Origin of the sequence: Rhizobium sp. TH2, assembly GCF_024707525.1 — a bacterium.
In the GTDB taxonomy this organism is placed as follows: domain Bacteria; phylum Pseudomonadota; class Alphaproteobacteria; order Rhizobiales; family Rhizobiaceae; genus Rhizobium_E.
Genome location: NZ_CP062231.1, coordinates 704,757 through 727,980, shown reverse-complemented (window position 1 = coordinate 727,980; position 23,224 = coordinate 704,757). Strand labels below are relative to the sequence as shown.

Here is a 23,224-nt window from a genome sequence, read left to right as displayed (position 1 = left end):
ATGCAAACCTTCCCCTGCCCCTTCTGCGGCCCGCGCCCGGAAACCGAATTCCACTTCGCCGGCGATCTCGGCAACCTTCGTCCAGAAGGCTTTCTCGAGGTGAGCCCCGAGACCTGGTCGTCCTACCTCTTCTCGCACAACAATCCGCGTGGCGAGTCGAAAGAAATCTGGAAGCACCTGACCTGCATGGAAGTCTTCACCATGAACCGCGACACGCTCTCGCACATCGTCAATTCCTCGACGGCCCTGCTGCCCGAGGGAGAAGCGTGATGGGTGCGTATAGACTTGACCAAGGCGGCGCTATCGACCGCGCCAAGCCGCTGAGCTTCACCTTCGACGGCCAGACCGTGCAGGGTTTTGCCGGCGACACCGTCGCATCCGCGCTACTCGCCGGCAATATCCGCATCGTCGCCCGCAGCTTCAAATATCACCGCCCGCGCGGCCTCTGGGGCCATGGCTCGGAAGAGCCGAACGCGCTGATCGATGTTTCGGGACCTGTTTCCAGTTCGCCGAACAACCGTGCCACGGTGGTCGATGCCGTCGATGGGCTGAAGGTCCGCAGCGTCAACAACGATCCGACCGCCAAAAACGACCGCTTCTCCTATCTCGACCGCTTCTCGCGCTTCATCCCGGCGGCCTTCTACTACAAGACCTTCATCTTCCCAGATTGGCACCTCTACGAACCCAACATCCGCGAGATGGCGGGCCTCGGCAAGATCGATCGCGACTGGGAGAAGACCGGGCTGGCGACCCAGCGGAATATGCATCCCGATGTCCTCGTGGTCGGCATGGGGCCGGCCGGGCTCATGGCCGCGCTTGAAGCAGCGGAAGCTGGAAAGCGCGTGATCGTCGCCGACGAGAAGTCAGAGGCCGGCGGCGCGCTCAGCCATCGCGACCATGGTGCCCAGATCGACGGAAAGCCAGCGCGCGAATGGGTCGCATCGGCTGTCGAGCGACTGAAGGAACTAGGCGCAACGTTGCTCACCGACACGACTGCCTTCGGCATCTACGACCACGGCGTGACTGGCCTCAACCAGCGCCACGGCGATGGCCGCCCGGATACGCTCTGGCGCGTCTACGCCAAGGAAATGGTGCTCGCGACCGGCGCCATCGAGCGTCCGCTCCCCTTCGCCAACAATGACCTGCCGGGCATCATGTCCGCCGATGCCGGTCTCGCCTATCTCCGCCGCCACGGCGTCGTGGTCGGCCGCGAGATCGTGATCGCCGCCAACAATTCCTCGGGGCTCGAAGTGGCCGAAGCCCTGGCCGCGACCGGCACCCGCGTGCTGCTGATCGACAGTCGCGCCGATGCTCCGGCACCCGCAACACCCGGCATTCGGATGCTCGCGGGACGCCGCATTGTCGAGGCACAGGGCAAGATGGAAGTCACCGGCGTCGTGCTGGATGACGGCAGCCACATCGCCTGCGATGCCGTGCTCGCCTCCGGCGGCTGGACGCCGACCATTCATCTCTATGGCCAATCGAGGGGCAAGCTCCGCTGGGACGAGCCCTTGCAGACTTTTGTGCCGGGCACGGAGATTGCCAATCTGAAGGTCGTCGGCGCGGCGAATGGGGTGTTTACGCTTTCGAAGATCACCGCCTTGGCTTCACCCCCCTCTGTCGCTTCGCGACATCTCCCCCTCAAGGGGGGAGATCGGGAAGTCGAGGCAGCGCCCCATCCAATCTCCCCCCTTGAGGGGGAGATGTCCGGCAGGACAGAGGGGGGTGAGCCCAGCACTCTAATGCCTGACTACTCCATCTCCCCCATCTGGCCCAAGCCCGGCCAGAAGGGCCGCGTCTGGATCGATTTCCAGAACGACGTGACCGCCAAGGATGTAGAACTCGCGGCGCGCGAAAACTTTACCTCGGTCGAGCATCTCAAGCGCTACACCACGCTCGGCATGGCGACCGACCAGGGCAAGACATCGAACCTCAACGGCCTCGCTCTGATGGCTGCCATCACCGGCCGCACGATCCCCGAAGTCGGCACGACGACTTACCGCCCGCCCTTCACGCCGGTGCCAATCGCGAGCTTCGCGGGCAAGCGCTCCGGCAATTTCTTCAATCCCGTCCGCCGCCTGCCGCTGGAGAACATCCACCGTGCCGATGGCGCCGTATTCTGGGATTATGGCGGCTGGTTGCGTCCCGCCTTTTTCGGCAAGGGCGATGCCGATACCGAGATCGCCCGCGAGGTGCGGCAAGCCCGCGAGAGTGTCGCGCTGTTTGACGGCTCGACGCTGGGCAAGATCGAGGTGATCGGACCGCAGGCCGCCGAATTCCTCGATTTCATGTTCTACAATACTGTCTCGACGCTGAAGCCGGGCAAATGCCGCTACTGCTTCATCCTCACCGAGACCGGCATCGTCTATGACGACGGCGTGCTGGTGCGGCTGGCCGACGATCATTTCGTCGTCTCCTGCTCGTCCTCGCATGTCGCCGGCGTCCATTCGATGCTGGAGGACTGGCGGCAGGATCGCTTCGACCGCAAGAAGGTCTATATCCACAACGCCACCGCCAACTATGCGACGCTGACGGTCACCGGCCCGCGCTCGCGCGACCTGCTTTCGACCATCGCCTTCGACGCGCCGCTCGACGACGCGACGCTGCCGCATATGTCGCTGGTCCATGGCAGCTATCGCGGCGATCCGGTGCGCATCACGCGCGTCAGCTTCACCGGCGACCGGTCCTACGAAATCACCATCCGCGCCGATCGCGCCGAAGTACTGTGGAACGAGCTGAAACAACGCGGCCGCGCCTTCGATGCCGTGCTGATGGGTTCCGAAGCGCTGCTCGTGATGCGGGCCGAGAAGGGCTACATCATCGTCGGCAAGGATACCGACGGCCTGACCCGCCCCGCCGATATGGGCCTGCACGGCCCGCTCAAGAACAAGAAGGTCGAATTCCTCGGCAGGCGTTCCCTCATGATGGACGACGCCCAGCGCAAGGACCGCAAGGAATATGTCGGCCTCGAAGTCGCCGATGGCGGCGGCATGCTGGCAGCCGGCGCCCACGGCGTGGAATGGATCGGCGGCAAGCACCGCTCGATCGGCTATGTCACCTCGAGCTACATGAGCCCGACACTCAACCGGCCCATCGCGCTCGGCCTGATCGAACGCGGCATCAGCCGGCAGGGCGAGATCATCGACGTGAGGCACATGGGCGAAGTGCGGAAGGCGCGCATTGTCGGCCCCAGTGCCTTTGATCCAGAAGGAGGGCGGCTCAATGCGTGATTTGACGTCAAGCTGGCCGAGCGTCCCGGATTGGCGCGGCGCGAATATAGATCACAACGGCCTTGCGGCGCGGACCATCGATGTTGGTCCGCAGCATCTGGTCAGCGGCAACCTGAGTGGATTTGCCACCGCAGCCGGTCTGCCCGACACGGGTGTGGGTGCCTTCGGCGACGTTTCCGGCGACCGCTATGCACTGCGCATCGCCCGCGACCGGCTTTTGGCGGTCAACGCACCGTCGTCCAGCACGCCGGCCGGTTGGCACGCGCACGGCTATGCCATCACCGATGTCAGCGCCATGTATCATGTCTTCGAGTTCGAAGGCCCGGGCCTCGCCGACCTCATCGCCGAAGCCATGTTCGTCGATCCACGCGCCAAGAGCCCGAGCGCGGCAACGGTCTTTGCGGCCCAGCAGGCGATCGTCTATCATCGTGACGGCAAACTCCGCATCCATGTCGAGCGCGGTTTTGCGCCCTATGTCTGGCAATGGCTGGAGGCACGCGATTGACGGCGATCGCCACGAGCGAGGAAGGCGGCCGGTCCACCAAGGAGGACTGGCTCAACCACGCGATCCGCGCGCTCGTCAATCACGGCATCGACGAGGTCAAGGTGCAGGTGATCGCGCGCGAGCTCAATGTCTCGCGGTCGAGCTTCTACTGGTTCTTCGAGAGCCTGAAGGACCTGCACAATCAGTTGCTCGACCACTGGCTGAAGATCAATACCGGGCCGATGATCGAGCGCGCCAACCGCCCGGCGCCGACCATCATCCGCGCCATCATCAACGTCTTCGAATGCTGGACCGACGAAAGCCTCTACGACCCCAAGCTCGACATGGCCGTCCGCCTCTGGGCCCGTCGCTCCGATGAGGTGAAAGCCGTCGTCCGCCTCGCCGACAGCCAGCGCCTGGAAGCCGTCGCCAGCATGTTCCGCCGCCATGGCTATGACGAGGAGGACGCCCTGATCCGCGCCCGTGTGCTCTATTTCACCCAGGTCGGGCATTATGTGCTTGAGGTCGACGAAGACCTCGAGACGAGGCATGGGCATGTGGCGGCCTACCTGAAGAGCTTCTCCGGGCAGGAGCCGACGGAAGAGGATATCGAGGTGTCACGCCGGTTTACGTTTCGGATGCAGGGGTAGGGCGAGTCACTGCTTCTCTCAACAGTTCGGTGGCAATGCCGACCGCATCTTTCTTGAGACCATCAAAACTCGGCCGGATGGGAAGATCGGCGATAGCGCTATCGACATAGCCGCGTTCGCCTGCCTCTATCTGCGCCAAAGCCCGGGCAACTTTGGACTTGTGGTTGGAAAGCTCGGCTACGAGCATCTGACGGTGATCCAGGCTTGCTGCGGCGATATCGAAGATGTCGCGCGGCAGGATATTGGCGCCGTGCCGCCGCCAAGTGTCCAAGAGTCGATAATCGGATATTCCGCGTTTACGGGTCGATCATGTCGCAGGCGATCGCAAGCAGTTGCTTCCAGCCGTTTGCCATCAAGTGCCCGACGCCACAATCCGCCGCGCGCCGGACCATTGATCGAATAACGTTAATGCGGCTTCGAGCGAAGATATTGGGACGTTGTGAAATTCGGCAAAGCATTTCTGCAAGTCACCATCCAATTCGTAGAAGAAAGTGGACATCGGGCCAATAGCAGTGCGCATTTCCATTGGGTTTGTCAGCAGGAATGCAATTTCGTTGGCGTCCAGCACCTTGCTGTGCGGGGCGTTTACTTTGACGAGCACAAGAGCGTCAACATCAGCCTTCTTCATCGGCTGATTATGTCATTTCCCAAGGGCCACCGCAATCATTGACCGATCCTTAACCGGCCTCGCCTAATGTCCTGTTTTGCCTGACATTGAAGGGCTCCGGGATCATGGCACAGGAATTTCGCATCGCGAGCCTGGATGGGTTGCGCGGCATTGCCGCGTCCGCCGTGGTTTTCTCTCACCTGCCATTCTTCTACCCCTCCATGTACGCTTGGATGAAAGTGGGCGTCGGTCACGAGGCGGTTGCGATCTTCTTCTCGCTCAGCGGCTTCCTGATGTCGCTGCTCTACAGCAACCGGCCCGTCGATGCGGGCAACTACCTGATTCACCGCTTCGCCCGCATCTACCCGGTCTATGCCGTCGCCGTGCTGTTTGTCGCGGTTCTGTCGCTTGCCTGCGCGGATTACATCCAGCCGCTCCACGGCGTCGGGCAGATCGTCCGGCATCTCGCCATGCTCGGCTCGACGGGCGTGTTCTGGTCCATTCCTCCGGAAATCCAGTTCTATCTGTTCTTCGTGCTGCTGTGGCTGTGGTTCCAGAACCCGATCCGCTATCAGTGGATCGGTGTCCTAACGGCGGTGCTCCTGGCGGTCGATGCCTATCTCGGCTTTCCCGGCCCCGGCATACTGCTCACGTCGAAGCTTCCCTATTTTCTATTCGGTGCGTTTGCCGGGCGTCTTTTCGCGATCCAGAAGACGCGGCCGGACGGTCCGGTCACAGGCGTCGCCGCGCTCGCCCTTCTCGTCTTCTTCTTCCTCTGCCGCAGCCTGATCCCGACCGAGACGACATTCTGGGGGCTGACCTCGGCATTGACCGGCACGGTCATTGTCTATCTGGCTGCGTGCAGCAACCGGATCTCGGAGGCCGTGCTGGCCAGCAGGCCGCTTGTGTTCATCGGCAAGATCAGTTTTTCGCTTTACCTGTTTCATGTGCCGGTGATCTTCATCGGCACGCGACTGCTGGGCGGGTTTATCTCCACCGAGCCGGCGCTCTTACTTTCGATCGCACTTGCCTATGTTTTTGCCTGGGCGAGCTATACGATTATCGAAGATCCCTCGCGTAGAATCCTGACCGGGCTGTGGAAAAATCGCCCACAGAGGCTGCCGGCACCTGCGGAATAGGCTGCGGGCTCACCCATACGCCCCGCGCCTCAGCCCCTCGATCCACCGGCGACACATGTCCACGCCATCTTCCGGCCGGAATGCATTCGGGTTGAGACACCAGGCCATCCACAGGCCGTCCATCAGGGCGCTGAAAGCCTTGGCGGTGAGATTGACGTCGGCGACGGTGAAATTCTCGGCGCGGGCGAGGCTCGAAATCAGTTCCTCGACCGCTGCCACGTAATCCGAATATTCCTGCTGCTGGGATGTGCTCATGCGCGGCGAATGCAGGATCAGGCCCCAAAACACGACCCAGACTCCAAGCACATCGCGGTCCATCATGATCGGCGAGAAGGACGCGGTGATGAAGGCATCGAGGCGCGCCTGCGGCGTCGGCTCCGCCGCATCGACCGCTTTCAGGATTTCCTTGAGAAGACCGTCCGACATGATGTCAAAGGCATAGGCCACGAGTTCGTTGATTTCGCCGAAATGATGGGTGATCAGGCCTTGTGTCACGCCCGCCTCGGCGGCGATCTGCCGCACGGAGACGCCGGCATTGCCGTTTTTGCGGATGCAGCGCAAAGCCGCCTCGCCGAGTTGCCGCCTGCGGTCCTCGGGTGCCTCGCGATGGAAGCGTGCGCGCGGTTTGGCCTTCTGCTTCATCGATGCCACGACCTATCATCCTGTTTCGAAATCGAAATCCGCCTCACGAATATCGCGTTAATCCATATCGTGCAACCCCGGTGATTTCAGTGACTTCGGCGCTTGCTATACGATCTTATAATTTCTCTTGCGGAAACGAGAATCGGTGTCTATCCTGAACACTCAACGACCGGTCCATGCGGTCGAGGGGATCACGACATGAATATGATGACGAAGCCGGGAAGCCGGCCGGAAAGCAGATATGATATCCTGTTTGAGCCGGTCAGGATCGGCCCGGTCACCGCGCCCAACCGTTTCTACCAGGTGCCGCACGCGTCGGGCATGACCAACGCGCTGCCGCGCGTCCGGGCCAAGTTCCGCGAGACCAAGGCCGAGGGCGGCTGGGGCGTGATCTGCACGGGGGCCTGTTCCATCGACCTGTCCTCGGACGATACGCCGCTGCCGATGGCAACGATGTGGGATGACAACGATATCAAGTCGCATGCGCTGATGACCGACGCCGTGCACAAGCATGGCGCGCTCGCCGGCGTCGAACTCTGGCATGGCGGCGCCTCGGTGATGAACCGCACCACAAGGGTGGCGCCACTCTCGCCATCCGGCATTCCGTGGATGGCGACGCATGTCGGCTTCATGGGCAATCTGCGCCCCAAGACCATGGACAAGCAGGACATCCGCGACGTACTGCGCTGGCAGGCCGAGGGCGCCCGCAAGGCGCGCAGCGCCGGATTCGACGTGGTCTATGTCTATGCCGGCATGGGCTATCTCGGCTACGAATTCCTGTTGCCGGAATACAATCACCGCATCGACGAATATGGCGGCTCGATCGCCAACCGCGTCCGCTTCGTGCGCGAGATGATCGAGGTGACCAAGGATGCCGTCGGCGAGCATTGCGGCGTGGCGCTGCGCATTTCGCTCGAGGAATTGCGCGCCAAGATCGGCATCAATCATCCCTCCGAGGCACATGAGGTCATCGAGCTTCTCGCCGATGTCCCCGATCTTTTCGATGTGAAGATGGATTCCTCTCCGACGGACTGTTCCGCCTCCCGCTTCACCGGCGAGGGCAGCCATGAGCCGGTGATCGACTTCGTCAAGAAGCTGACCGACAAGCCGGTCGTCGGCGTCGGCCGCTTCACCTCGCCGGATACGATGGTCAGCCAGATCAAGCGCGGCGTGCTGGATTTCATTGGCGGCGCCCGTCCCTCGATCGCCGATCCGTTCCTGCCGAACAAGATCCGCGAAGGGCGGATGGACGAGATCCGCGAATGCATCGGCTGCAATATCTGCATTTCGAGCTGGCATGATGGCGTGCCGGTGCGCTGCACACAGAACCCGACGGCGGGCGAGGAATGGCGGCGCGGCTGGCATCCGGAAAATCCCGGCAAGGCGGAGACGCCCGAACGAGTTCTCGTCATCGGCGGCGGTCCCTCGGGTCTTGAAGCAGCGCTGACGCTCGGCCGTCGCGGCCACGAGGTCACGCTTGCCGACAAGTCGAGCGCCTTCGGTGGGCGGCTGACATTCGAGAAGACGCTGCCCGGCCTTTCGGCCTGGAATCGTGTGGTGGATTACCGCCTCGGCCGGCTGCGCGAGATGACCAATGTCGAGATGTATCTCGAAAGCGATCTCGGCGTCGATGAGATCATCGATCTCGCGCCCGACCATGTGCTGGTCGCGACGGGCGCGCGCTGGACCAACTTCCTCTATTCCTCGATGGAAATCCCGGTCGGTCAGCTTGAGCAAGAACGGGTCTTCACCCCCGACGATATCGGTGCCGGACGCCTGCCCGAGGGGCCGACGCTGGTGTTCGATTTCGACAACTATTACATGGGCGGCGTCATCACCGAGCACTTGGCGGCGCAGGGCATTCCGGTGACCTACGCGACACCCGCCGGTCAGGCCTCGGCATGGACGATCATGACCAATGAACTGCCGCTGGTGGCCAGGGCGCTGACGAAACGCAAGGTGCCGGTCCGCACGCAGGAACTGGTGAGTGGCTTCGATGGAGAGATCGTCACGCTGTCGCAGATTTTCACCGGCGAGAAGACCACGCTTCCCTGTCGCAATGTGGTCATCACTGGCCTCCGCCTGCCTCGCGCCGAGCTTTTCGACGCGATGACCGTACGCGAGGCCGACCTCCGGGCTGCCGGCATCAAGAGCTTTTCGCTGGTCGGTGATGCGCTGGCGCCGGGCGCGCTTGCGCATGCGGTCCATTCGGGCCATCGTGCCGCCCAGGAGCTTGGCCTCGGCGCGCTGCCGTTCCGCCGCGACGCGCCGATCGTCGAATTCGAGCCCTCCTACACATCCACAGCAGGCCTTGTGAAAGCGCATCCATGACGACTGAAGCCCCGACGATTTCTCCGTGGTCGATCGCATCGCCGCTGGCCGGCGGGGCGATCCATGCCATGGGCTCGGGGCTGTTTCATACGCTGATCCCACTGCGCCTGATCGCCGATGGTTATGGCGCCAATGTCGTCGGCCTCGTCATCGGCGCGGAGGGTGCAGGCTTCCTGATCGGCTGCATCGGCTCGACCCGGCTGATCCGCTCGGTTGGCGAGGTGCGGGCCTATGCGGCGCTTTCCGCGATCTCCGCCGTGCTGATCATGGCCTGGGGGTTCAGCCCGCATCTGGGCCTGCTGATGCTGATCCAGGCGGCTATCGGCTTTGCCAATGCCGGACAGGCGGTGGTGATCGAGAGCTGGATGAATGCCATGGTCTCGAATGCCAATCGCGGTCGGGTACTGACGCTCTATGTCCTCGTCATCGGCCTGTTCTATGGCCTCGGCCAGTTGCTTGCCTCTGAAATCGCGCCCAGCGGATTCCCACTGCTGATGATCGCCGCATCGTTCTACACGATCGCGCTGGTGCCGGTGACCGCCGTCTGGGTCGGCGAGCCGCAATTGCATGTGCAGGTCGGCGTGCGGATATTCCGCGCCTTCCGCACCTCGCCGATCGGCGCGCTGGCCTGCCTGATGACCGGCCTGATCTCGGCGACCTTCGCCTCGATCGGCCCGCTCTATGGCCTCGATCTCGGCTTTCAGCAGGGCCAGATCGTGCTGATGATGGCGGCGACCCAGTTGGGCGCGCTGTTCCTGCAATTCCCGCTCGGCTATCTCTCCGACCGGCTCGACCGGCGCGCCATGATGTTCTGGCTGTCACTGGTGCTGGCGGCCCTATGCGGCGCCATGATCTTCCTCGACGCGGCCATGCCCTTCGGGATATTCATCGTCGCCTTCTCGCTCTTCGGCGGGCTCACCGAGATCTTCTATCCGCTCGGCGTGGCGCATGCCAATGACAAGGCCGACCCGGAGGAATTCGTGACGCTGTCGTCCAATCTCCTGCTGATCTGGGCGTTCGGCGGCACGATCGGCCCGGCGCTGATCTCGACGGGCGTCAAGCCATTCGGTGCGGAGATCTTCTTCTACTATTCGATTACGCTGGCGCTGCTGTTTGCCGCCTTCGCACTCTGGCGCCGATTCCGCCAGCCGCGCGCCAAGTCGCGCGAGGCCTTCGTCGCCTATCCGCAGACATCACCGCAGCTCTACGAATGGGCGCCGCACACGCCCGCCGGCGACGATCCAGACCCCAACCCCGAGGAGAGCAAGCCATGACGAGACAGGCAGGAGGACGCCGCGAACGGCGGACGACGGGTGGAGTACGGCAGGTCAGGTTCGGCGCGGCCGAGAACCGCTATCCGCCGATGAACATCCTGAGCCAGGACGAGATCGAGAGCATCCATGTCTCGTCGCTCCGGTTGCTTTCTGAGACCGGCATGGAGGTGATGCACGACGAGAGCCGCAAGCTTCTGAAGGAAGCAGGCGCGACCGTCGATGAAGCCAATCAGCGCGTCCGCTTCGATCCCGACATGATCGCGGAAAAAATCCGCACCGCGCCGTCGAGCTTCACGCTGCAGGCGCGCGATCCGGCGAAGAACCTCAAGGTCGGGGACGGCAGCCTGATCTTTGCCGCCACCGGCGGGCCGGCCTTCGTCTCCGATCTCGATCGCGGCCGCCGCGCCGGCAACTATGCCGACATGGTCGATTACATCAAGGTCGTCCAGAGCCTCAACGTCATCCACCAGGAAGGCGGCTGCCCTTGCGAGCCGACCGACCTGGCGCCGGATTCCCGCCACCTCGATTTCTACGATGCCGCGATCCGCTACACCGACAAGAACTGGCAGTGTTGGGCGCTCGGCGGCTACCGCGTCGAGGATGCTATCGAGATGCTGGCGATCGCACTCGGCCAGAGCCGCGATGAACTTCGGAAAAACCCTGCGACACTCACCGTGGTGAATTCCAACTCGCCGCTTCGGCTCGATATCCCGATGGGCGAAGGCCTGTGCGCCATGGCCCGCGCCGGCCAGCCGGTGGCGATGACGCCGTTCACGCTCTCCGGTGCGATGAGCCCGGTGACGATCGCCGGCGCCCTGACGCAACAGAATGCCGAGGCACTCGCACTGATCGCGCTCTCGCAGATCGTGGCGCCCGGCGCGCCCGTCCTTTATGGTGGCTTCACCTCGAATGTCGATATGCGCACCGGCGCACCTGCCTTCGGCACGCCGGAATATGCCAAGGCGCAGTTCGCCTCCGGCCAGCTCGCCCGGCGCTACAATGTGCCGTTTCGCTCCTCGAACGTCACGGCATCGAATGCCGTCGACGTGCAGGCGGCCTATGAGAGCGGCATGTCGCTGTGGAGCACGATTCTCGGCGGCGTCAACCTCATCGAACACGCGGCCGGTTGGCTGGAAGGCGGGCTGACAGCCTCCTTCGAAAAGCTGATCCTCGACGCCGAAATGCTGCAGATGATGCGCAGCTTCCTCGAACCGCTGGTAGTGGACGAAGCCAGCCGCGCCGTCGATGCGATCCAGGATGTTGGCCCCGGTGGGCACTTCTTCGGCACGCAGCACACGCTGCTCCGCTTCGAGCATGCCTTCTACGAGCCGATGTTGTCGGACTGGCGCAATTTCGAGAACTGGTCGGAAGGCGGCGCGAAGACCGGCACCGAGCGGGCGAACGCGATCTGGAAAGAGTTGCTCAGGACGTATGAAGCGCCGCCGCTCGGCGAAGCGATTTCCGAAGAACTCGACGCCTATGTGGCGCATCGCAAGGAGCAGATCGGCGCGGGGAAACTGAACGCGGCGTGAAGCCCTGAACCTCAGCCGCGCAGCCGGACGTCTCCCGGAGGCGCGCGCACCAACAACCATGACGACGCTACGTTCAACCCGTCAGCGGCACTTGCTGAGTTTGTAGTTGGTCGATTCCATCCCAATACCGCGGGTCGTATTTTCATAAGTGATGTCGCAGGTGAACCGGTGACCCGAGAAACGGGCGAGCTTGTTGTAACCCGCGCGATCGTTCTTCTCCCATACCTCTGATCGAATGATGAAATCACCGGGACGGCTGGCCCTGTCGCATTTCAGAACGGCGAACTTCTTGCCACCATGCACCGATGCCACGACCGTGCATCTTCCCCTCTGCGTGTCGGCCTGCGCGGCGCCATCGAGGGCGACAAGGCTGGCTATGATGGCGGCGGAAAACAGAAACGTCTTGAACATGGCAGCTCCGAAAATGGGTGACATCGGAGACATGCACTTGATGATAATAAGCTGTCAACCCTCGGTATAATATGCAGAATTGTTAAATTAAAACGCGATCATGCGAGTCAGAGTTCGAACCGACGGAGGCGTGACTGATTCCTACCACCCCTCCTCCAGCACCTTGGCTACCATATCGACGAAGAAGTCGGCGCTCTCCCTGGTGAGGCACATTGGCGGCTTGATCTTGAAGACGTTGAGATGGTCGCCGGTTGGCTGCATGATCACGCCGAGGTCGAGCAGCCGGTCGCAGATCGCCATCGTCTCCTTCGTGGCGGGTTCCAGCGTTTCGCGGTCGCGTACCAGTTCGAGGCCGAGATAGAGGCCCATTCCGTGGACGGCGCCGACAATGGGGAAGCGCTGGCCGAGCGCCTCCAGCCGCTCCTTGAGATAATCGCCGACCTCGCGGGCGTTTTCCTGCAGGCCTTCGTCCCGCATGATGTCGAGCAAGGTATTGCCGACCGCGCAGCTCACCGGGCTGCCGCCGGCGGAGGAGAAGAAATAGCCCTCGCGCTCGAATGAATCGGCGATCGCCCGCGTCGTGATCACCGCGCCGAGCGGCTGGCCGTTGCCCATGCCCTTGGCGATGGTGATGATATCAGGGATGACGCCCTGCTCCTCGAAGCCCCAGAAATAGTGGCCGAGCCGGCCATAGCCGACCTGCACCTCGTCGGCGATGCAGACGCCACCGCGCGCGCGGACGAGACGATAAACCTCTTGGAGATAGCCCGGCGGCAGCGGAATGCCGCCGGCATTGCCATAGACGCTTTCGGCGATGAACCCGGCAAGAGACTGGTCCGTCACCTCGAGCTTACTGAGTTCGTGCTCGACCTCAGCCACGTAGCGAGCAGCCGATTCCGGTCCACGGAACGGCCCGCGATAAGTATTCGGCGCTGTCACCGGATGCACCCAGTCGGGTCGTGTTTCCAGCGCCCGGGGATTGTCGGCGATCGATGTGGAGACCGCGTCCGAGGCGACCGTCCAGCCGTGATAGGCTTCGAGCAGGCTGACGATATTGCGCGCCCCGCTATGCGCCCAGGCCAGTCGGAGCGCCAGATCCACCGCCTCCGAACCGCTGTTGACGAGGAAGACCGTGTCCAATCCCTCCGGCGCCAGGCTTGCGAGTCGCGACGAGAATTCGGCCACGCCTTCATAGTGAAAGCGCGAATTGGTGTTGAGCCGCGCCCATTGCCGCCGCACGGCTTCGACCAGCCGGGGATGTCCGTGGCCGGCAATCGTCACATTGTTGACCATGTCGAGATAGGCGCGGCCGGTGACGTCGAACATATGCTCGCGGCTGCCACGCTCGATCTGCGGCGGCTGCTTGTAATAGTTCTTCTGCGGCCGGGCGAAATGGGCGTTGCGTCTGTCGAGAATGGCCTCGCTTCTTGGTTCATGCGCCGCGCAATCGAAGCCCAGCACACGGCTCGGATCGATCAAAACCCGCCGCCATGCGCTGGCATGGTGCGGCAGGCAGAATGGCTGCGGCTCGACATCCGGTTCATGCGCGAGCCAGACGCGCAGGATGCCACCGTCGCCGACGGTTCCCAACTCCTTGCCCACACCGACTTCGCCTGCGGCGCTCGCTTCCAGCCCTTCGAGCAAGAGCACAATCTCTGCGCCAACCAGCCGGTGCCGGCCGCCTGCGATCTCGGATAATTCACCCTCAAACGGTGCTGCGACTCGGGTGCCCGAGGGAATGCAGAGATCAGTGAAGAGTGCATGCGTGGCCGGGGCGGACGATGCACAGGTCTTCGTCTCCGACAGGCGGTACTCGCCGTAACGCGTAGCGGCATAACCGGTGTCGATCGCTGCCGATCGGAGAATCTTGCGATCGATGCCCGCCGTCAGCCAGTTGAACCTGTCCCAGTCATCGGATTGCGGATCGAGCGAGATGAGCCTGATATCGCCCTGCGGCACGGTTGGCAGCAACGGCGCAAACTCACCCTCGATCGCGGGTAGTTCGGCGCCCGTCGCGCTCGTGATCGCGACCCGCATCACGCCATAGGGTACCGATGTCGCCACACGAAAAATCTCGCGCTCGTTTTCCAGATTCCGCTGCACATATTCGTTGTCCGGATCGACCGCGAGCTGCTGCTCGCCGGCCGCCATCAGCAGGCAGGCGCGCTGCACGATCAGCGGCCAGAGCGCGCCCAGTTCCTGGTCCGTCAGTGGGTAGATGCGCTGAAATGCCCGGATTGCCGGTAGTATGTAGAACGGATCGCCATCGGCGTGATGCAGCAGTGACGCGCAGCAGACGGCGAGATCGGCCACCACCCAGCCATAGACGAGGTCGCCGAAATCGATCACCCCGTCCGGGATCAAGTGGCCGTCCGCATCCGGCCTGGCCACCACATTGTCGTCGGTGATATCGTGATGGATCGCCTGGATGCGGAGGTTCGGCGCTGCTTGGCGCACATGCTGATCGGCATCATGGAGCATTGTCCTGATACGGTCTCGTATCTCGGCGTCCGTCACCTGCGGCAGCATGTGTTCGGTCACCTGCACCACGCGCCGGAGATCCCACTGCACGGAACGGTCGAGCCCCGCATGTCGGAAGTCTTCAAGCCCGCGCACGACATTCGCCACCAGCGCGCCCAGCGCCTCGCGCGTCCGTTCGCTGAGATATTTCCGCCGGGTAAGCGGTTCGCCATCGAGAAACTCGAGAAGCCGTGCGAGATAGTGCTCGCCGCGGACGATCAGCGGCATGATCTCCTGACCGTCGACGGACTGGCCGACGGCGGGCACAAGCACGCCCCTGGCACGAAGGTGCTTCATCGCCTCATTCTGGGCATCGAGTTCGACCGTGCCATAGGCGGCGCGGTTGATCTTCAGCACGTAGCGGCCGTCGTCGCTATCGATCCGGTAGTTGCGGTCCTGCTGGCTTCCGAGTTCCGCGATCCGGCCATTCAGCCCGTAGCGCTCGGCCAGGATGGTCCCGGCATCGACCACCGAAACATCGGGCCGGGGCAGGTCTGCGCGATCTAAGGCGGCCGTGTCGATCATCACATAAACTCCCCGGGCATTTTCTTGTCGAATTTTCCGAGCTTAGTGCGAAGATCACGGCGAATTCAACCCGCCATACACTTATTGCAGTGTATCCCTAATCTCGAACCCCGAACCGGAGCCCGGCAGCGCGAATATGGAGCAACAGCCTCGAAAGAGACGCGGAGCGCTGATCTTCTCGCTGGTTTTCCTGGCCGTGGCGGGTGCAATCGCGGCGACCGTGCTGCTCGCCAACGACCGGCGCAACCTCAACGTTCTCCTCCGGGAACTGGGTGTCGAGACGCGCACCATGGTCATTCCCAAGCCGGGCACGATGGAAGCCTTCAAGGGCAAGCGGCTGCAGGGCGTGGCTGTCCTGCTGCCCGAAAACACGTTCGCGCCACCGGTCAAGACGCGTGAAAGCGCCTTCATGCGCAGCATGCAGAAGAGCGGCGAGGCGCTCTGCCAACTCTTCCGCAAGGAAGGTTTCGATATGACCCCATGGGCTGCCAGCAGCCTGTCGCAGCAGGTGTTCGAGTGCTCCAACGAAACCACGCTGCCGAATGCCGCCGATGCTCGCAATCCATCGACCTTCTTTCTCATCGTCAAGGGCACGGCCGACGGCCATTTGTTGTCCACCCGGGCGAAGCTCATCTTCAGCGAAGCTGACCAGCGCCCACCGCTCGCCGCCGGCGCCGCCAGGATGCTCGCCCTCTTCGGCACCTATGCCAACTGGCTCGACCTCGCCGAGGAAGCCCCCAAGGTGGCATCGCTCACGACCTTCTCGCTCAGCAATTTCGGCATCAGCGTCAAATTCTCCAGAGAATTCTCCGGCGAAGGGCGCTATAACCTCATCATCGCTCCGTCATCGCCGCTCCAGCCGGCGCAACAGCGTACACGGGATTTCTTCACCCGGAAGAATTACTGGCCGCTGCTCCCCGAACATGGCGGCCCGCCGATCAAGGCGGCGGAAGAGACGCCCGAGGGCTGAGTGCGGTTGCGTTATTCCATAATCTATATAATTTATCGATTTTTACCTGAGGATCACGCATGACGGACTTCACTCCATGGACGTCCATGGCTGGCGGCCTGCTGATCGGCCTGTCAGCCGTCTTGCTGATGGCGTTTCACGGCCGTATCGCCGGCCTGAGCGGCGTGCTCGGCGGGCTGCTGCCGCCCTTTTCGATCGACTGGCAATGGCGTGTGGCGTTCCTCACCGGCGCCGTCATTGGGCCGGCGATCTATATGGCATTGGCAGGACCGATCGATTTTTTCGTCCCGGCGGGACCGACGGCACTCGTCGTTGGTGGACTGATCGTCGGCATCGGCGTGACCTTCGGAAACGGCTGCCCATCCGGCCATGGCGTCTGCGGCATGGCCCGGCTGTCGCCGCGCTCTTTCGTGGCGACGCTGACCTTCATGGCGACCGCGCTGGTCACCGTCTTCCTGATCCGCCACGTATTCTGAGGAGAGCACCTATGAAATATCTCTCCGCCCTCCTCATCGGCGCCGTGTTCGGCATCGGTATCGCAATCTCGGGCATGGGCAATCCGGCCAAGGTGCAGAATTTCTTCGATCTCGCCGGCACCTGGGACCCCAGCCTCGCCTTCGTCATGGCCGGCGCACTCGCCGCGGCGCTGCCCGGCTATGCGCTGATTTTCCGCCGCCGCCAGAAGCCCGTGCTGGAACTGGCCTTCAGTCTTCCCACGCGCAGCACCATAGACGCACGGCTGGTCGGCGGCTCGGCCGTTTTCGGCATCGGCTGGGGCATTGTCGGCTTCTGCCCAGGCGGCGCCATTCCGGTGATCGGCCTCGTGGACAACAGCATTTTCATCTTTCTCGCCGCGATGATCACCGGAATGCTGCTCGCCCGCACGGCCAGCGGCATCCTGAACGACCGGGCGCGCGCGGCGGAGGTCACGGCCTCCGGCTAGGCATGCATCTTCGCCCCCTTGCTGATCTTGTCGGCGGTCTTCTTCGGCGCGCGGAAGGCCAGCCCGACCATCTTCGCATCATCCGGCGCATATTCCGCGAAGACAGCGCGATTGGCGGTGTCATGCCCGGTCGCGAACATCTCCTCGATATAGGCTGAGGCGATGATGTCGCGTTCGAGGCACTTGCGATGCGCGCTCGCCATCGTCTCGGCACTGGCCGACAACACGACGACGGGCCGGATGCTCATCGGATTGTAAACATGGCCGGCGCGGTCGCGATAGGGCTCACCGATGAGGGTGGGTGACTGCGCCGCGATGCCCGTCATCAGGAAGGCCGTGACATTCAGTTCCTGCCAGGGCTTGAGATCGTCGCGAAGCATGACCACTATCTTGGTGTCGAACAAGGATGCTTCCTCCGATGAAACCTGACGTGACGCGGGAATTAGGACAGGCAGGGCCAAGGGGTCTTGAACGTTTGTGCGAGGATGCAAGCGGCGACCACATCATCCACGATGCCGGGATATCGGGCCTTGAACGCATAGACGTCACGATCTCGCGCTACACCTACGAGCCGCACCGCCACGATACCTACGGCATCGGCGTAACGCTGGAAGGTGTCCAGACCTTCAACTATCGCGGCGCCAGGCGCATATCCACATCAGGCAAATGCATCATCCTGCATCCCGACGAAGTGCATGACGGCGCGGCCGGCGACGAGACAGGCTTGCATTACCGGATGTTCTATCTCGATCCGGCGCTTCTCGCCGAAGCACTCGCGCCGCTCGGCGAAACGTTGCCCTTCGTATCGACGCCGGTGGTCGAGGACCCCGAATTGCAGCGGCTTTCGCTTTCGATTCTCGACATGAATGACGCACAGTTCTCAAGCCTGCAGATCGACGGCTTCGTGGCCGACCTGGCGCCGATTCTCCTGAGGCTGGCACATGAGCGTGGCCCGAAAGCCGGCGCGGCGCCGGTCAAACATCTTCACGCCGTTCGCGATTATCTCGATGCCAACCGCTTCGACCAGGTGAGTTCCGGCGAATTGGAAGATGTCGCCGGCCTCGACCGTTTCACCATCGCCCGCCAGTTCCGCCGCCAATTCGGCACCAGCCCGCACCGCTACCTCCTGATGCGCCGGCTGGCGAGCGCTCGCGAACGCATCTCGCTCGGCCAGCCCCTCGCCGATATCGCGGCCGACACCGGTTTTGCCGACCAGGCGCATTTTTCCCGGCATTTCAAGAAGGCGTACGGGATGACGCCGGGGCGTTGGGCGGCGCTGGCATTGCGTGCCGGTTGACGCATGAAAAGCCTTTTCTTCCGCGCCAAAACCCTCTAAGTACCGCGCCGATATGCGCACGATACGGCTATTGTTCATTTCCCGAATTATAAGCCCGGCCTTCGCCGCCTGATTGGCGGGAGCGAAGGTCCGGGACTTGAGGCGTTTCGCCTATAAAGCCGATCACACACGATTTCCGAAATTTGCGCGCTAGCTGAGCCGCGCCTGCCGAAATGGTCCTCAAATGAACGAAGCCACCCAAAAGAACGATTATTCCGCAACGCTTTACCTGCCGCAGACGGATTTTCCGATGCGCGCCGGCCTGCCGCAGAAGGAGCCCGAACTCGTCGCCAAGTGGCAGAAGATGGAGCTTTACAAGAAGCTCCGCGCTTCCGCCGCCGGCCGCGAAAAGTTCGTCCTGCATGACGGCCCGCCCTATGCCAACGGCAACATCCATATCGGCCACGCGCTCAACAAGGTGCTGAAGGATGTCATCACCCGCTCGTTCCAGATGCGCGGCTATGACGCCAACTACGTGCCGGGCTGGGATTGCCACGGCCTGCCGATCGAGTGGAAGATCGAGGAAGCTTATCGCGCCAAGGGCAAGGACAAGAACGAGGTTCCGGTCAACGAATTCCGCAAGGAATGCCGCGATTTCGCGCAGAACTGGATCGATATCCAGTCGGCCGAATTCAAGCGCCTCGGCATCGAGGGCGATTTCGAGCGCCCCTATACGACGATGAATTTCCACGCGGAATCGCGCATCGCCGGCGAACTGATCAAGATCGCGATGAGCGGCCAGCTCTATCGCGGCTCGAAGCCGATCATGTGGAGCGTGGTCGAGCGCACGGCGCTGGCCGAGGCCGAGGTCGAGTATCAGGAATATGAGAGCGATACGATCTGGGTGAAGTTTCCGGTAGCGAATATCTCCGTTCCGGAGGGCTTTAACACGATAGGGAATCTATCCAGCGACGGGGATACGGTTAGTGGTGCTGTCGTCGCGGGTGATTTCGACTATCTGAAAGACAGCTCAGTGGTCATCTGGACCACGACCCCTTGGACAATTCCTGGCAATCGCGCCATCTCTTTCTCTAAGAGGGTCGAGTACGGATTGTACGAGGTCGCTGCAGCCGAGAACGACTTTGGTCCTCGACCGGGCGAGAGGTTGATCTTTGCTAAACGTTTGGCTGAGGAGTGCGCGGCCAAAGCAAAGGTCACCCTGAAATTCATCGATATTGTGCCTTGGGGTATCTTCGAAGGCATGATCTGCGCCCACCCCTTCAAGGGCCTCGGCGGCGGCTACGAATTCACCATTCCCCTCCTCGACGGCGACCACGTCACCGACGATGCCGGCACCGGCTTCGTGCACACCGCCCCGGGCCATGGCCGCGACGACTTCGAGATCTGGATGCATCACGCCCGCGAACTCGAAGCACGCGGCATCTCGTCCAAAATCCCCTTCACTGTCGATGATGGCGGCTTCCTCACCGAGGATGCGCCTGGATTCGGCCCGGATGCCGAGAGCGGTGCTGCTCGCGTCATCGACGACAACGGCAAGAAGGGCGATGCCAACAGCCGCGTCATCTCGCAGCTGATCGCCCATAATGCGCTCTTCGCGCGCGGCCGGCTGAAGCACGAATATCCGCATAGCTGGCGCTCCAAGAAGCCGGTCATCTTCCGCAATACGCCGCAATGGTTCGTCTATATGGATCGAGAATTTGAACTTGAGGAAGGTGGCGCCGCAAGATTTCTTCTTGAGAATGAAGGCTTTAAGGAACAAGCAGTCAACCTTGGTCTACTTGGCAAACCCGTAACTTTGCGGAATTTGGCCCTCAACGCGATTGATCGGACCCGCTTCGTTCCCGCCGCCGGCCAGAACCGGCTGCGTGCGATGATCGAGCAGCGCCCGGATTGGGTCCTGTCCCGCCAGCGCGCCTGGGGCGTGCCGATCTGCGTCTTCGCCGACGCCAAGGGCAACGTGCTGCAAGACGAGACCGTCAACAGACGTATCCTCGAAGCCTTCGAAGCGGAAGGCGCCGATGCCTGGTTCGCCGCCGGCGCCAAGGAGCGCTTCCTCGGCAACGCGCATGATGGCGAACAGTGGCAGATGGTCACCGATATCCTCGATGTCTGGTTCGACTCGGGCTCGACCCATACATTCACGCTCGAGGACCGTCCCGACCTCAAATGGCCGGCCGATGTCTATCTCGAAGGCTCCGACCAGCATCGCGGCTGGTTCCACTCCTCCCTGCTCGAAAGCTGCGCCACGCGAGGCCGCGCGCCCTATGATGCCGTGGTGACGCACGGCTTCATCATGGACGAGAAGGGCGAGAAAATGTCGAAGTCCAAGGGCAATGTCACCGCGCCCCAGGACGTGATGAAGGATGCCGGCGCCGATATCCTGCGGCTCTGGGTGATGACATCGGACTATGCCGAGGACCTCCGGGTCGGCAAGGCGATCATCCAGACCAATGTCGATGCCTATCGCAAGATCCGCAACACGGTGCGCTGGATGCTCGGCACGCTGGCGCACGATCATGGTGACGAGATAGCCTATGCCGATCTGCCCGAACTCGAAAAGCTCGTGCTGCACCGGCTGGCGGAACTCGATCAGCTGGTCCGCTCCGGCTATGACGAATTCGACTTCAAGAAGATCGCCCGCGCATTGACGGATTTCGCCAATGTCGAGCTCTCGGCCTTCTATTTCGACATCCGCAAGGATGCGCTCTATTGCGATGCGCCGTCGAGCGACAAGCGCCGTGCGGCGCTCTTCGTCATCCGCAAGCTGTTTGATTGCCTTGTGCTGTGGTTCGCGCCGATGATGCCGTTTACCACCGAAGAAGCCTGGCTGTCGCGGGACCCGTCGGCGGTGTCCGTGCATCTCGAACAGTTCCCGGTTATCCCGGCGAACTGGAGGAATGATGCGGTGGCGGAGAAGTGGAAGAAAATCCGCACCGTGCGCCGCGCGGTTACCGGTGCCTTGGAAATCGAGCGCAAGGACAAGCGCATCGGCTCATCGCTTGAGGCCGCCCCGGTCGTCCATATCTCGGACTCAGCGCTGCTGTCGGCGCTAGCCGGTCTCGATTTCGCCGAGATCTGCATCACGTCGGATATCACGATCATCGACGGCGCCGGTCCAGTTGGTGCCTTCCGTGCCGAGGATGTCGCAAATGTCGCTGTTGTCCCTGCTCTCGCCGAGGGCATCAAATGTGCCCGCTCCTGGCGCATCACCAGGGATGTCGGGTCGGACCGTGAATACCCGGATGTCTCGGCGCGCGACGCCCGCGCCTTGAGGGAACTTGCGGCACTCAAGGCCGCCTGATCCACAGGAATGCCGGCTTTCAGTGCCTGATATTCGAGCGTTTCTGCAACACGTTGCCCCGCATTGCCCGATGCGGGGCATGTCGCATTTTGGAATCGTTTGCACTTTTGCGGTATCTTCGGTAAAAGCGCCTGAAAATGGCCGGATTTCTGCGGCACCGCATGAATGGGTTGTTAACTTTTACTGACATCGCCGGAAGGGCTTGGACGGAATGACAGGAATGTATCGCGTGGGCACCTTGGTCGTGCTTTTGGGCGTAGCCTTCGGCGCGTCGAGCTGCATGGGTCCGACCTACGGCACCGACAAGTCCTCTGGTGAACAGCTGGTCGATGACCTCGGCGATGCCATGTCCATCACGCCGAAGAAGAAACCCGAGGCTCTCGCCTACCAGCCGCGCGGCACCCTGGTGAAGCCCGCTGATCCCACCAAGCTCGTCGAGCCGCAGAAGGATCTCGCTTCGACCGAAAACAACCCTGCCTGGCTCGAAAGCCCCGAGCAGACACGCCAGCGTCTCAAGATGGAGGCTGACGAGAATGCCGACAATGGCAGCTACCGTTCGCCGCTCGCGGTTTCGGTCACCGAAGGCAAGGTCAAGTCGCCCGAGCAGCAGCGCCTTGAATTCCGCGAGGCCCGCAAGATCCAGGATGGCCGCGAGAACAAGCGCCGCTTCATGAGCGATCCGCCGCTTGAATACCGCAAGGTCGATGATCCGGCGAAGCTCGCCGATCTCGGCGAATCCGAGGCGGCCAAGGAAAAGGCTCGCAAGAAGGAAGCCGCGATCGCCGGTAGCGGCACCCAGTGGTGGCAACTCTGGAATTGATGCGATGATGTCGAAGCGCGCCTTAGGTCTATCAGGCGCGCTTTTTGCCTTTATGGCGCTGACGAGCAATGCGCTCGCCGCCTCGCCCCTCAAGGGAAAATCCTACATGTTGGAGATGGCGAGCACGCAGAGCGGGCTGACGGAATTCTATGTTCCGCCGATGGGCGAGGCTCTCGATGCGGCCGGTTTGACACCGAAGTCGGGCCTCGGGCCTGGGGCGGATGTCATCGTCAATCTCGTTCACACCTATGACGTCGGCAAATGGGTCAAGACCGCCAGCGGCCGGGAATGGCTCTACACCATCCGCTTCACCGCCGGCATAAGCCCGGAAGCCTATTTCATCCCTCATGATGGCACGCCGCAGTTTGGCGTCGAGGCGGCATTGGTGACGCCCAATCCGGACCGGGAGGACGAATGGCGCTGTCTGATCAAACTCGCAGTATCGGAAGCTGCGGCGCGATATCAAGAGACCGGCCTGATCCGCATTTCCGGCCAGAAATGTCTGCGCGCGCCATAGAGCGCTTTCGCCGGACAAAATTTTCGGGTGC

At 62.3% G+C, this 23,224-nt stretch carries 21 protein-coding genes; 15 read left to right on the top strand and 6 right to left on the bottom strand.

The features are described from left to right. From IHQ71_RS03675 to IHQ71_RS03660, 4 genes are read left to right on the top strand one after another with little or no spacing between them, the layout of a single operon-like run. The gene (locus tag IHQ71_RS03675; protein WP_258160615.1) at positions 1 to 270 is read left to right on the top strand and encodes a sarcosine oxidase subunit delta; all 270 of its coding nucleotides are present in this window, start codon (positions 1 to 3) and stop codon (positions 268 to 270) included. After that, a complete protein-coding gene (locus IHQ71_RS03670; protein ID WP_258160614.1) occupies positions 270 to 3,230 on the top strand; it encodes a sarcosine oxidase subunit alpha family protein in 2,961 nt (986 codons plus the stop codon). The genes IHQ71_RS03675 and IHQ71_RS03670 overlap by 1 nt, the downstream gene beginning before the upstream one ends. Further along, a complete protein-coding gene (locus IHQ71_RS03665; protein ID WP_258160613.1) occupies positions 3,223 to 3,735 on the top strand; it encodes a hypothetical protein in 513 nt (170 codons plus the stop codon). The genes IHQ71_RS03670 and IHQ71_RS03665 overlap by 8 nt, the downstream gene beginning before the upstream one ends. Further along, positions 3,732 to 4,364: a TetR/AcrR family transcriptional regulator gene (locus IHQ71_RS03660; RefSeq protein ID WP_258160612.1), complete on the top strand. Its 633-nt coding sequence runs from the start codon at positions 3,732 to 3,734 to the stop codon at positions 4,362 to 4,364. The genes IHQ71_RS03665 and IHQ71_RS03660 overlap by 4 nt, the downstream gene beginning before the upstream one ends. Here IHQ71_RS03660 and IHQ71_RS03655 read toward each other — a convergent pair. Continuing rightward, on the bottom strand, positions 4,342 to 4,635 hold the full coding sequence (locus IHQ71_RS03655) for a hypothetical protein (protein WP_258160611.1): 294 nt from the start codon (positions 4,633 to 4,635) through the stop codon (positions 4,342 to 4,344). The genes IHQ71_RS03660 and IHQ71_RS03655 overlap by 23 nt on opposite strands. A gap of 81 nt (positions 4,636 to 4,716) precedes the next feature. Then, positions 4,717 to 4,992 (bottom strand): hypothetical protein, encoded by a 276-nt coding sequence (locus IHQ71_RS03650; RefSeq protein WP_258160610.1) that lies wholly within the window; start codon positions 4,990 to 4,992, stop codon positions 4,717 to 4,719. A gap of 104 nt (positions 4,993 to 5,096) precedes the next feature. On the opposite strand from IHQ71_RS03650, the gene IHQ71_RS03645 reads away from it, so the two are divergent. Continuing rightward, positions 5,097 to 6,110, top strand: coding sequence for an acyltransferase (locus tag IHQ71_RS03645; protein ID WP_258160609.1), 1,014 nt, complete (start codon positions 5,097 to 5,099; stop codon positions 6,108 to 6,110). Between the two features lie 9 nt (positions 6,111 to 6,119). Here IHQ71_RS03645 and IHQ71_RS03640 read toward each other — a convergent pair whose 3' ends face one another. Next, positions 6,120 to 6,752, bottom strand: coding sequence for a TetR/AcrR family transcriptional regulator (locus tag IHQ71_RS03640; RefSeq protein WP_258162729.1), 633 nt, complete (start codon positions 6,750 to 6,752; stop codon positions 6,120 to 6,122). A gap of 198 nt (positions 6,753 to 6,950) precedes the next feature. On the opposite strand from IHQ71_RS03640, the gene IHQ71_RS03635 reads away from it, so the two are divergent. From IHQ71_RS03635 to IHQ71_RS03625, 3 genes are read left to right on the top strand one after another with little or no spacing between them, the layout of a single operon-like run. Next, positions 6,951 to 9,083 (top strand): FAD-dependent oxidoreductase, encoded by a 2,133-nt coding sequence (locus tag IHQ71_RS03635; protein ID WP_258160608.1) that lies wholly within the window; start codon positions 6,951 to 6,953, stop codon positions 9,081 to 9,083. Further along, on the top strand, positions 9,080 to 10,357 hold the full coding sequence (locus IHQ71_RS03630; RefSeq protein ID WP_258160607.1) for an MFS transporter: 1,278 nt from the start codon (positions 9,080 to 9,082) through the stop codon (positions 10,355 to 10,357). The genes IHQ71_RS03635 and IHQ71_RS03630 overlap by 4 nt, the downstream gene beginning before the upstream one ends. Further along, positions 10,354 to 11,889, top strand: a complete 1,536-nt coding sequence (locus tag IHQ71_RS03625) for a trimethylamine methyltransferase family protein (protein WP_258160606.1) — start codon at positions 10,354 to 10,356, stop codon at positions 11,887 to 11,889. Before IHQ71_RS03630 ends, IHQ71_RS03625 begins: the two co-directional genes overlap by 4 nt. 81 nt (positions 11,890 to 11,970) lie before the next feature. Here the strand turns inward: IHQ71_RS03625 and IHQ71_RS03620 are convergent, their stop codons facing one another. After that, a complete protein-coding gene (locus IHQ71_RS03620; RefSeq protein ID WP_258160605.1) occupies positions 11,971 to 12,300 on the bottom strand; it encodes a hypothetical protein in 330 nt (109 codons plus the stop codon). 141 nt (positions 12,301 to 12,441) lie between these two features. Beyond that, a complete protein-coding gene (locus IHQ71_RS03615) occupies positions 12,442 to 15,345 on the bottom strand; it encodes an aminotransferase (RefSeq protein WP_258160604.1) in 2,904 nt (967 codons plus the stop codon). Between the two features lie 136 nt (positions 15,346 to 15,481). Here IHQ71_RS03615 and IHQ71_RS03610 point away from each other — a divergent pair, with 136 nt between their 5' ends. From IHQ71_RS03610 to IHQ71_RS03600, 3 genes are read left to right on the top strand one after another with little or no spacing between them, the layout of a single operon-like run. After that, complete coding sequence (locus IHQ71_RS03610; RefSeq protein WP_258160603.1) at positions 15,482 to 16,315, top strand: DUF6030 family protein; 834 nt, start codon at positions 15,482 to 15,484, stop codon at positions 16,313 to 16,315. Positions 16,316 to 16,374: 59 nt separating this feature from the next. Beyond that, positions 16,375 to 16,791, top strand: coding sequence for a YeeE/YedE family protein (locus IHQ71_RS03605; RefSeq protein WP_258160602.1), 417 nt, complete (start codon positions 16,375 to 16,377; stop codon positions 16,789 to 16,791). Positions 16,792 to 16,802: 11 nt separating this feature from the next. Continuing rightward, complete coding sequence (locus tag IHQ71_RS03600) at positions 16,803 to 17,258, top strand: DUF6691 family protein (protein WP_258160601.1); 456 nt, start codon at positions 16,803 to 16,805, stop codon at positions 17,256 to 17,258. Here IHQ71_RS03600 and IHQ71_RS03595 read toward each other — a convergent pair. Next, the gene (locus IHQ71_RS03595) at positions 17,255 to 17,662 is read right to left on the bottom strand and encodes a DUF2000 family protein (RefSeq protein WP_258160600.1); all 408 of its coding nucleotides are present in this window, start codon (positions 17,660 to 17,662) and stop codon (positions 17,255 to 17,257) included. The genes IHQ71_RS03600 and IHQ71_RS03595 overlap by 4 nt on opposite strands. Positions 17,663 to 17,733: 71 nt before the next feature. Between IHQ71_RS03595 and IHQ71_RS03590 the strand changes: the two genes are divergently transcribed. The 4 genes from IHQ71_RS03590 (at position 17,734) to IHQ71_RS03575 (ending at position 23,193) form a co-directional block, all read left to right on the top strand. Then, a complete protein-coding gene (locus IHQ71_RS03590; RefSeq protein WP_308737905.1) occupies positions 17,734 to 18,555 on the top strand; it encodes an AraC family transcriptional regulator in 822 nt (273 codons plus the stop codon). Positions 18,556 to 18,778: 223 nt separating this feature from the next. Continuing rightward, positions 18,779 to 21,856, top strand: a complete 3,078-nt coding sequence (gene ileS / locus IHQ71_RS03585; RefSeq protein WP_258160598.1) for an isoleucine--tRNA ligase — start codon at positions 18,779 to 18,781, stop codon at positions 21,854 to 21,856. A 220-nt stretch (positions 21,857 to 22,076) separates the two neighbouring features. Continuing rightward, on the top strand, positions 22,077 to 22,676 hold the full coding sequence (locus tag IHQ71_RS03580) for a hypothetical protein (RefSeq protein WP_258160597.1): 600 nt from the start codon (positions 22,077 to 22,079) through the stop codon (positions 22,674 to 22,676). Between the two features lie 4 nt (positions 22,677 to 22,680). Next, positions 22,681 to 23,193: a hypothetical protein gene (locus tag IHQ71_RS03575; RefSeq protein ID WP_258160596.1), complete on the top strand. Its 513-nt coding sequence runs from the start codon at positions 22,681 to 22,683 to the stop codon at positions 23,191 to 23,193. The last annotated feature ends 31 nt before the right edge of the window (positions 23,194 to 23,224 follow it).

Bases quoted from the DNA above. Each gene is read 5' to 3' on its own strand.
- IHQ71_RS03675 (WP_258160615.1), top strand. From the start codon at position 1: ATGCAAACCTTCCCCTGCCCCTTCTGCGGCCCGCGCCCGGAAACCGAA.
- IHQ71_RS03670 (WP_258160614.1), top strand. From the start codon at position 270: ATGGGTGCGTATAGACTTGACCAAGGCGGCGCTATCGACCGCGCCAAG.
- IHQ71_RS03665 (WP_258160613.1), top strand. From the start codon at position 3,223: ATGCGTGATTTGACGTCAAGCTGGCCGAGCGTCCCGGATTGGCGCGGC.
- IHQ71_RS03650 (WP_258160610.1), bottom strand. From the start codon at position 4,992: ATGAAGAAGGCTGATGTTGACGCTCTTGTGCTCGTCAAAGTAAACGCC.
- IHQ71_RS03645 (WP_258160609.1), top strand. From the start codon at position 5,097: ATGGCACAGGAATTTCGCATCGCGAGCCTGGATGGGTTGCGCGGCATT.
- IHQ71_RS03640 (WP_258162729.1), bottom strand. From the start codon at position 6,752: ATGAAGCAGAAGGCCAAACCGCGCGCACGCTTCCATCGCGAGGCACCC.
- IHQ71_RS03635 (WP_258160608.1), top strand. From the start codon at position 6,951: ATGAATATGATGACGAAGCCGGGAAGCCGGCCGGAAAGCAGATATGAT.
- IHQ71_RS03630 (WP_258160607.1), top strand. From the start codon at position 9,080: ATGACGACTGAAGCCCCGACGATTTCTCCGTGGTCGATCGCATCGCCG.
- IHQ71_RS03625 (WP_258160606.1), top strand. From the start codon at position 10,354: ATGACGAGACAGGCAGGAGGACGCCGCGAACGGCGGACGACGGGTGGA.
- IHQ71_RS03620 (WP_258160605.1), bottom strand. From the start codon at position 12,300: ATGTTCAAGACGTTTCTGTTTTCCGCCGCCATCATAGCCAGCCTTGTC.
- IHQ71_RS03615 (WP_258160604.1), bottom strand. From the start codon at position 15,345: ATGATCGACACGGCCGCCTTAGATCGCGCAGACCTGCCCCGGCCCGAT.
- IHQ71_RS03610 (WP_258160603.1), top strand. From the start codon at position 15,482: ATGGAGCAACAGCCTCGAAAGAGACGCGGAGCGCTGATCTTCTCGCTG.
- IHQ71_RS03605 (WP_258160602.1), top strand. From the start codon at position 16,375: ATGACGGACTTCACTCCATGGACGTCCATGGCTGGCGGCCTGCTGATC.
- IHQ71_RS03600 (WP_258160601.1), top strand. From the start codon at position 16,803: ATGAAATATCTCTCCGCCCTCCTCATCGGCGCCGTGTTCGGCATCGGT.
- ileS (WP_258160598.1), top strand. From the start codon at position 18,779: ATGAACGAAGCCACCCAAAAGAACGATTATTCCGCAACGCTTTACCTG.
- IHQ71_RS03580 (WP_258160597.1), top strand. From the start codon at position 22,077: ATGTATCGCGTGGGCACCTTGGTCGTGCTTTTGGGCGTAGCCTTCGGC.
- IHQ71_RS03575 (WP_258160596.1), top strand. From the start codon at position 22,681: ATGATGTCGAAGCGCGCCTTAGGTCTATCAGGCGCGCTTTTTGCCTTT.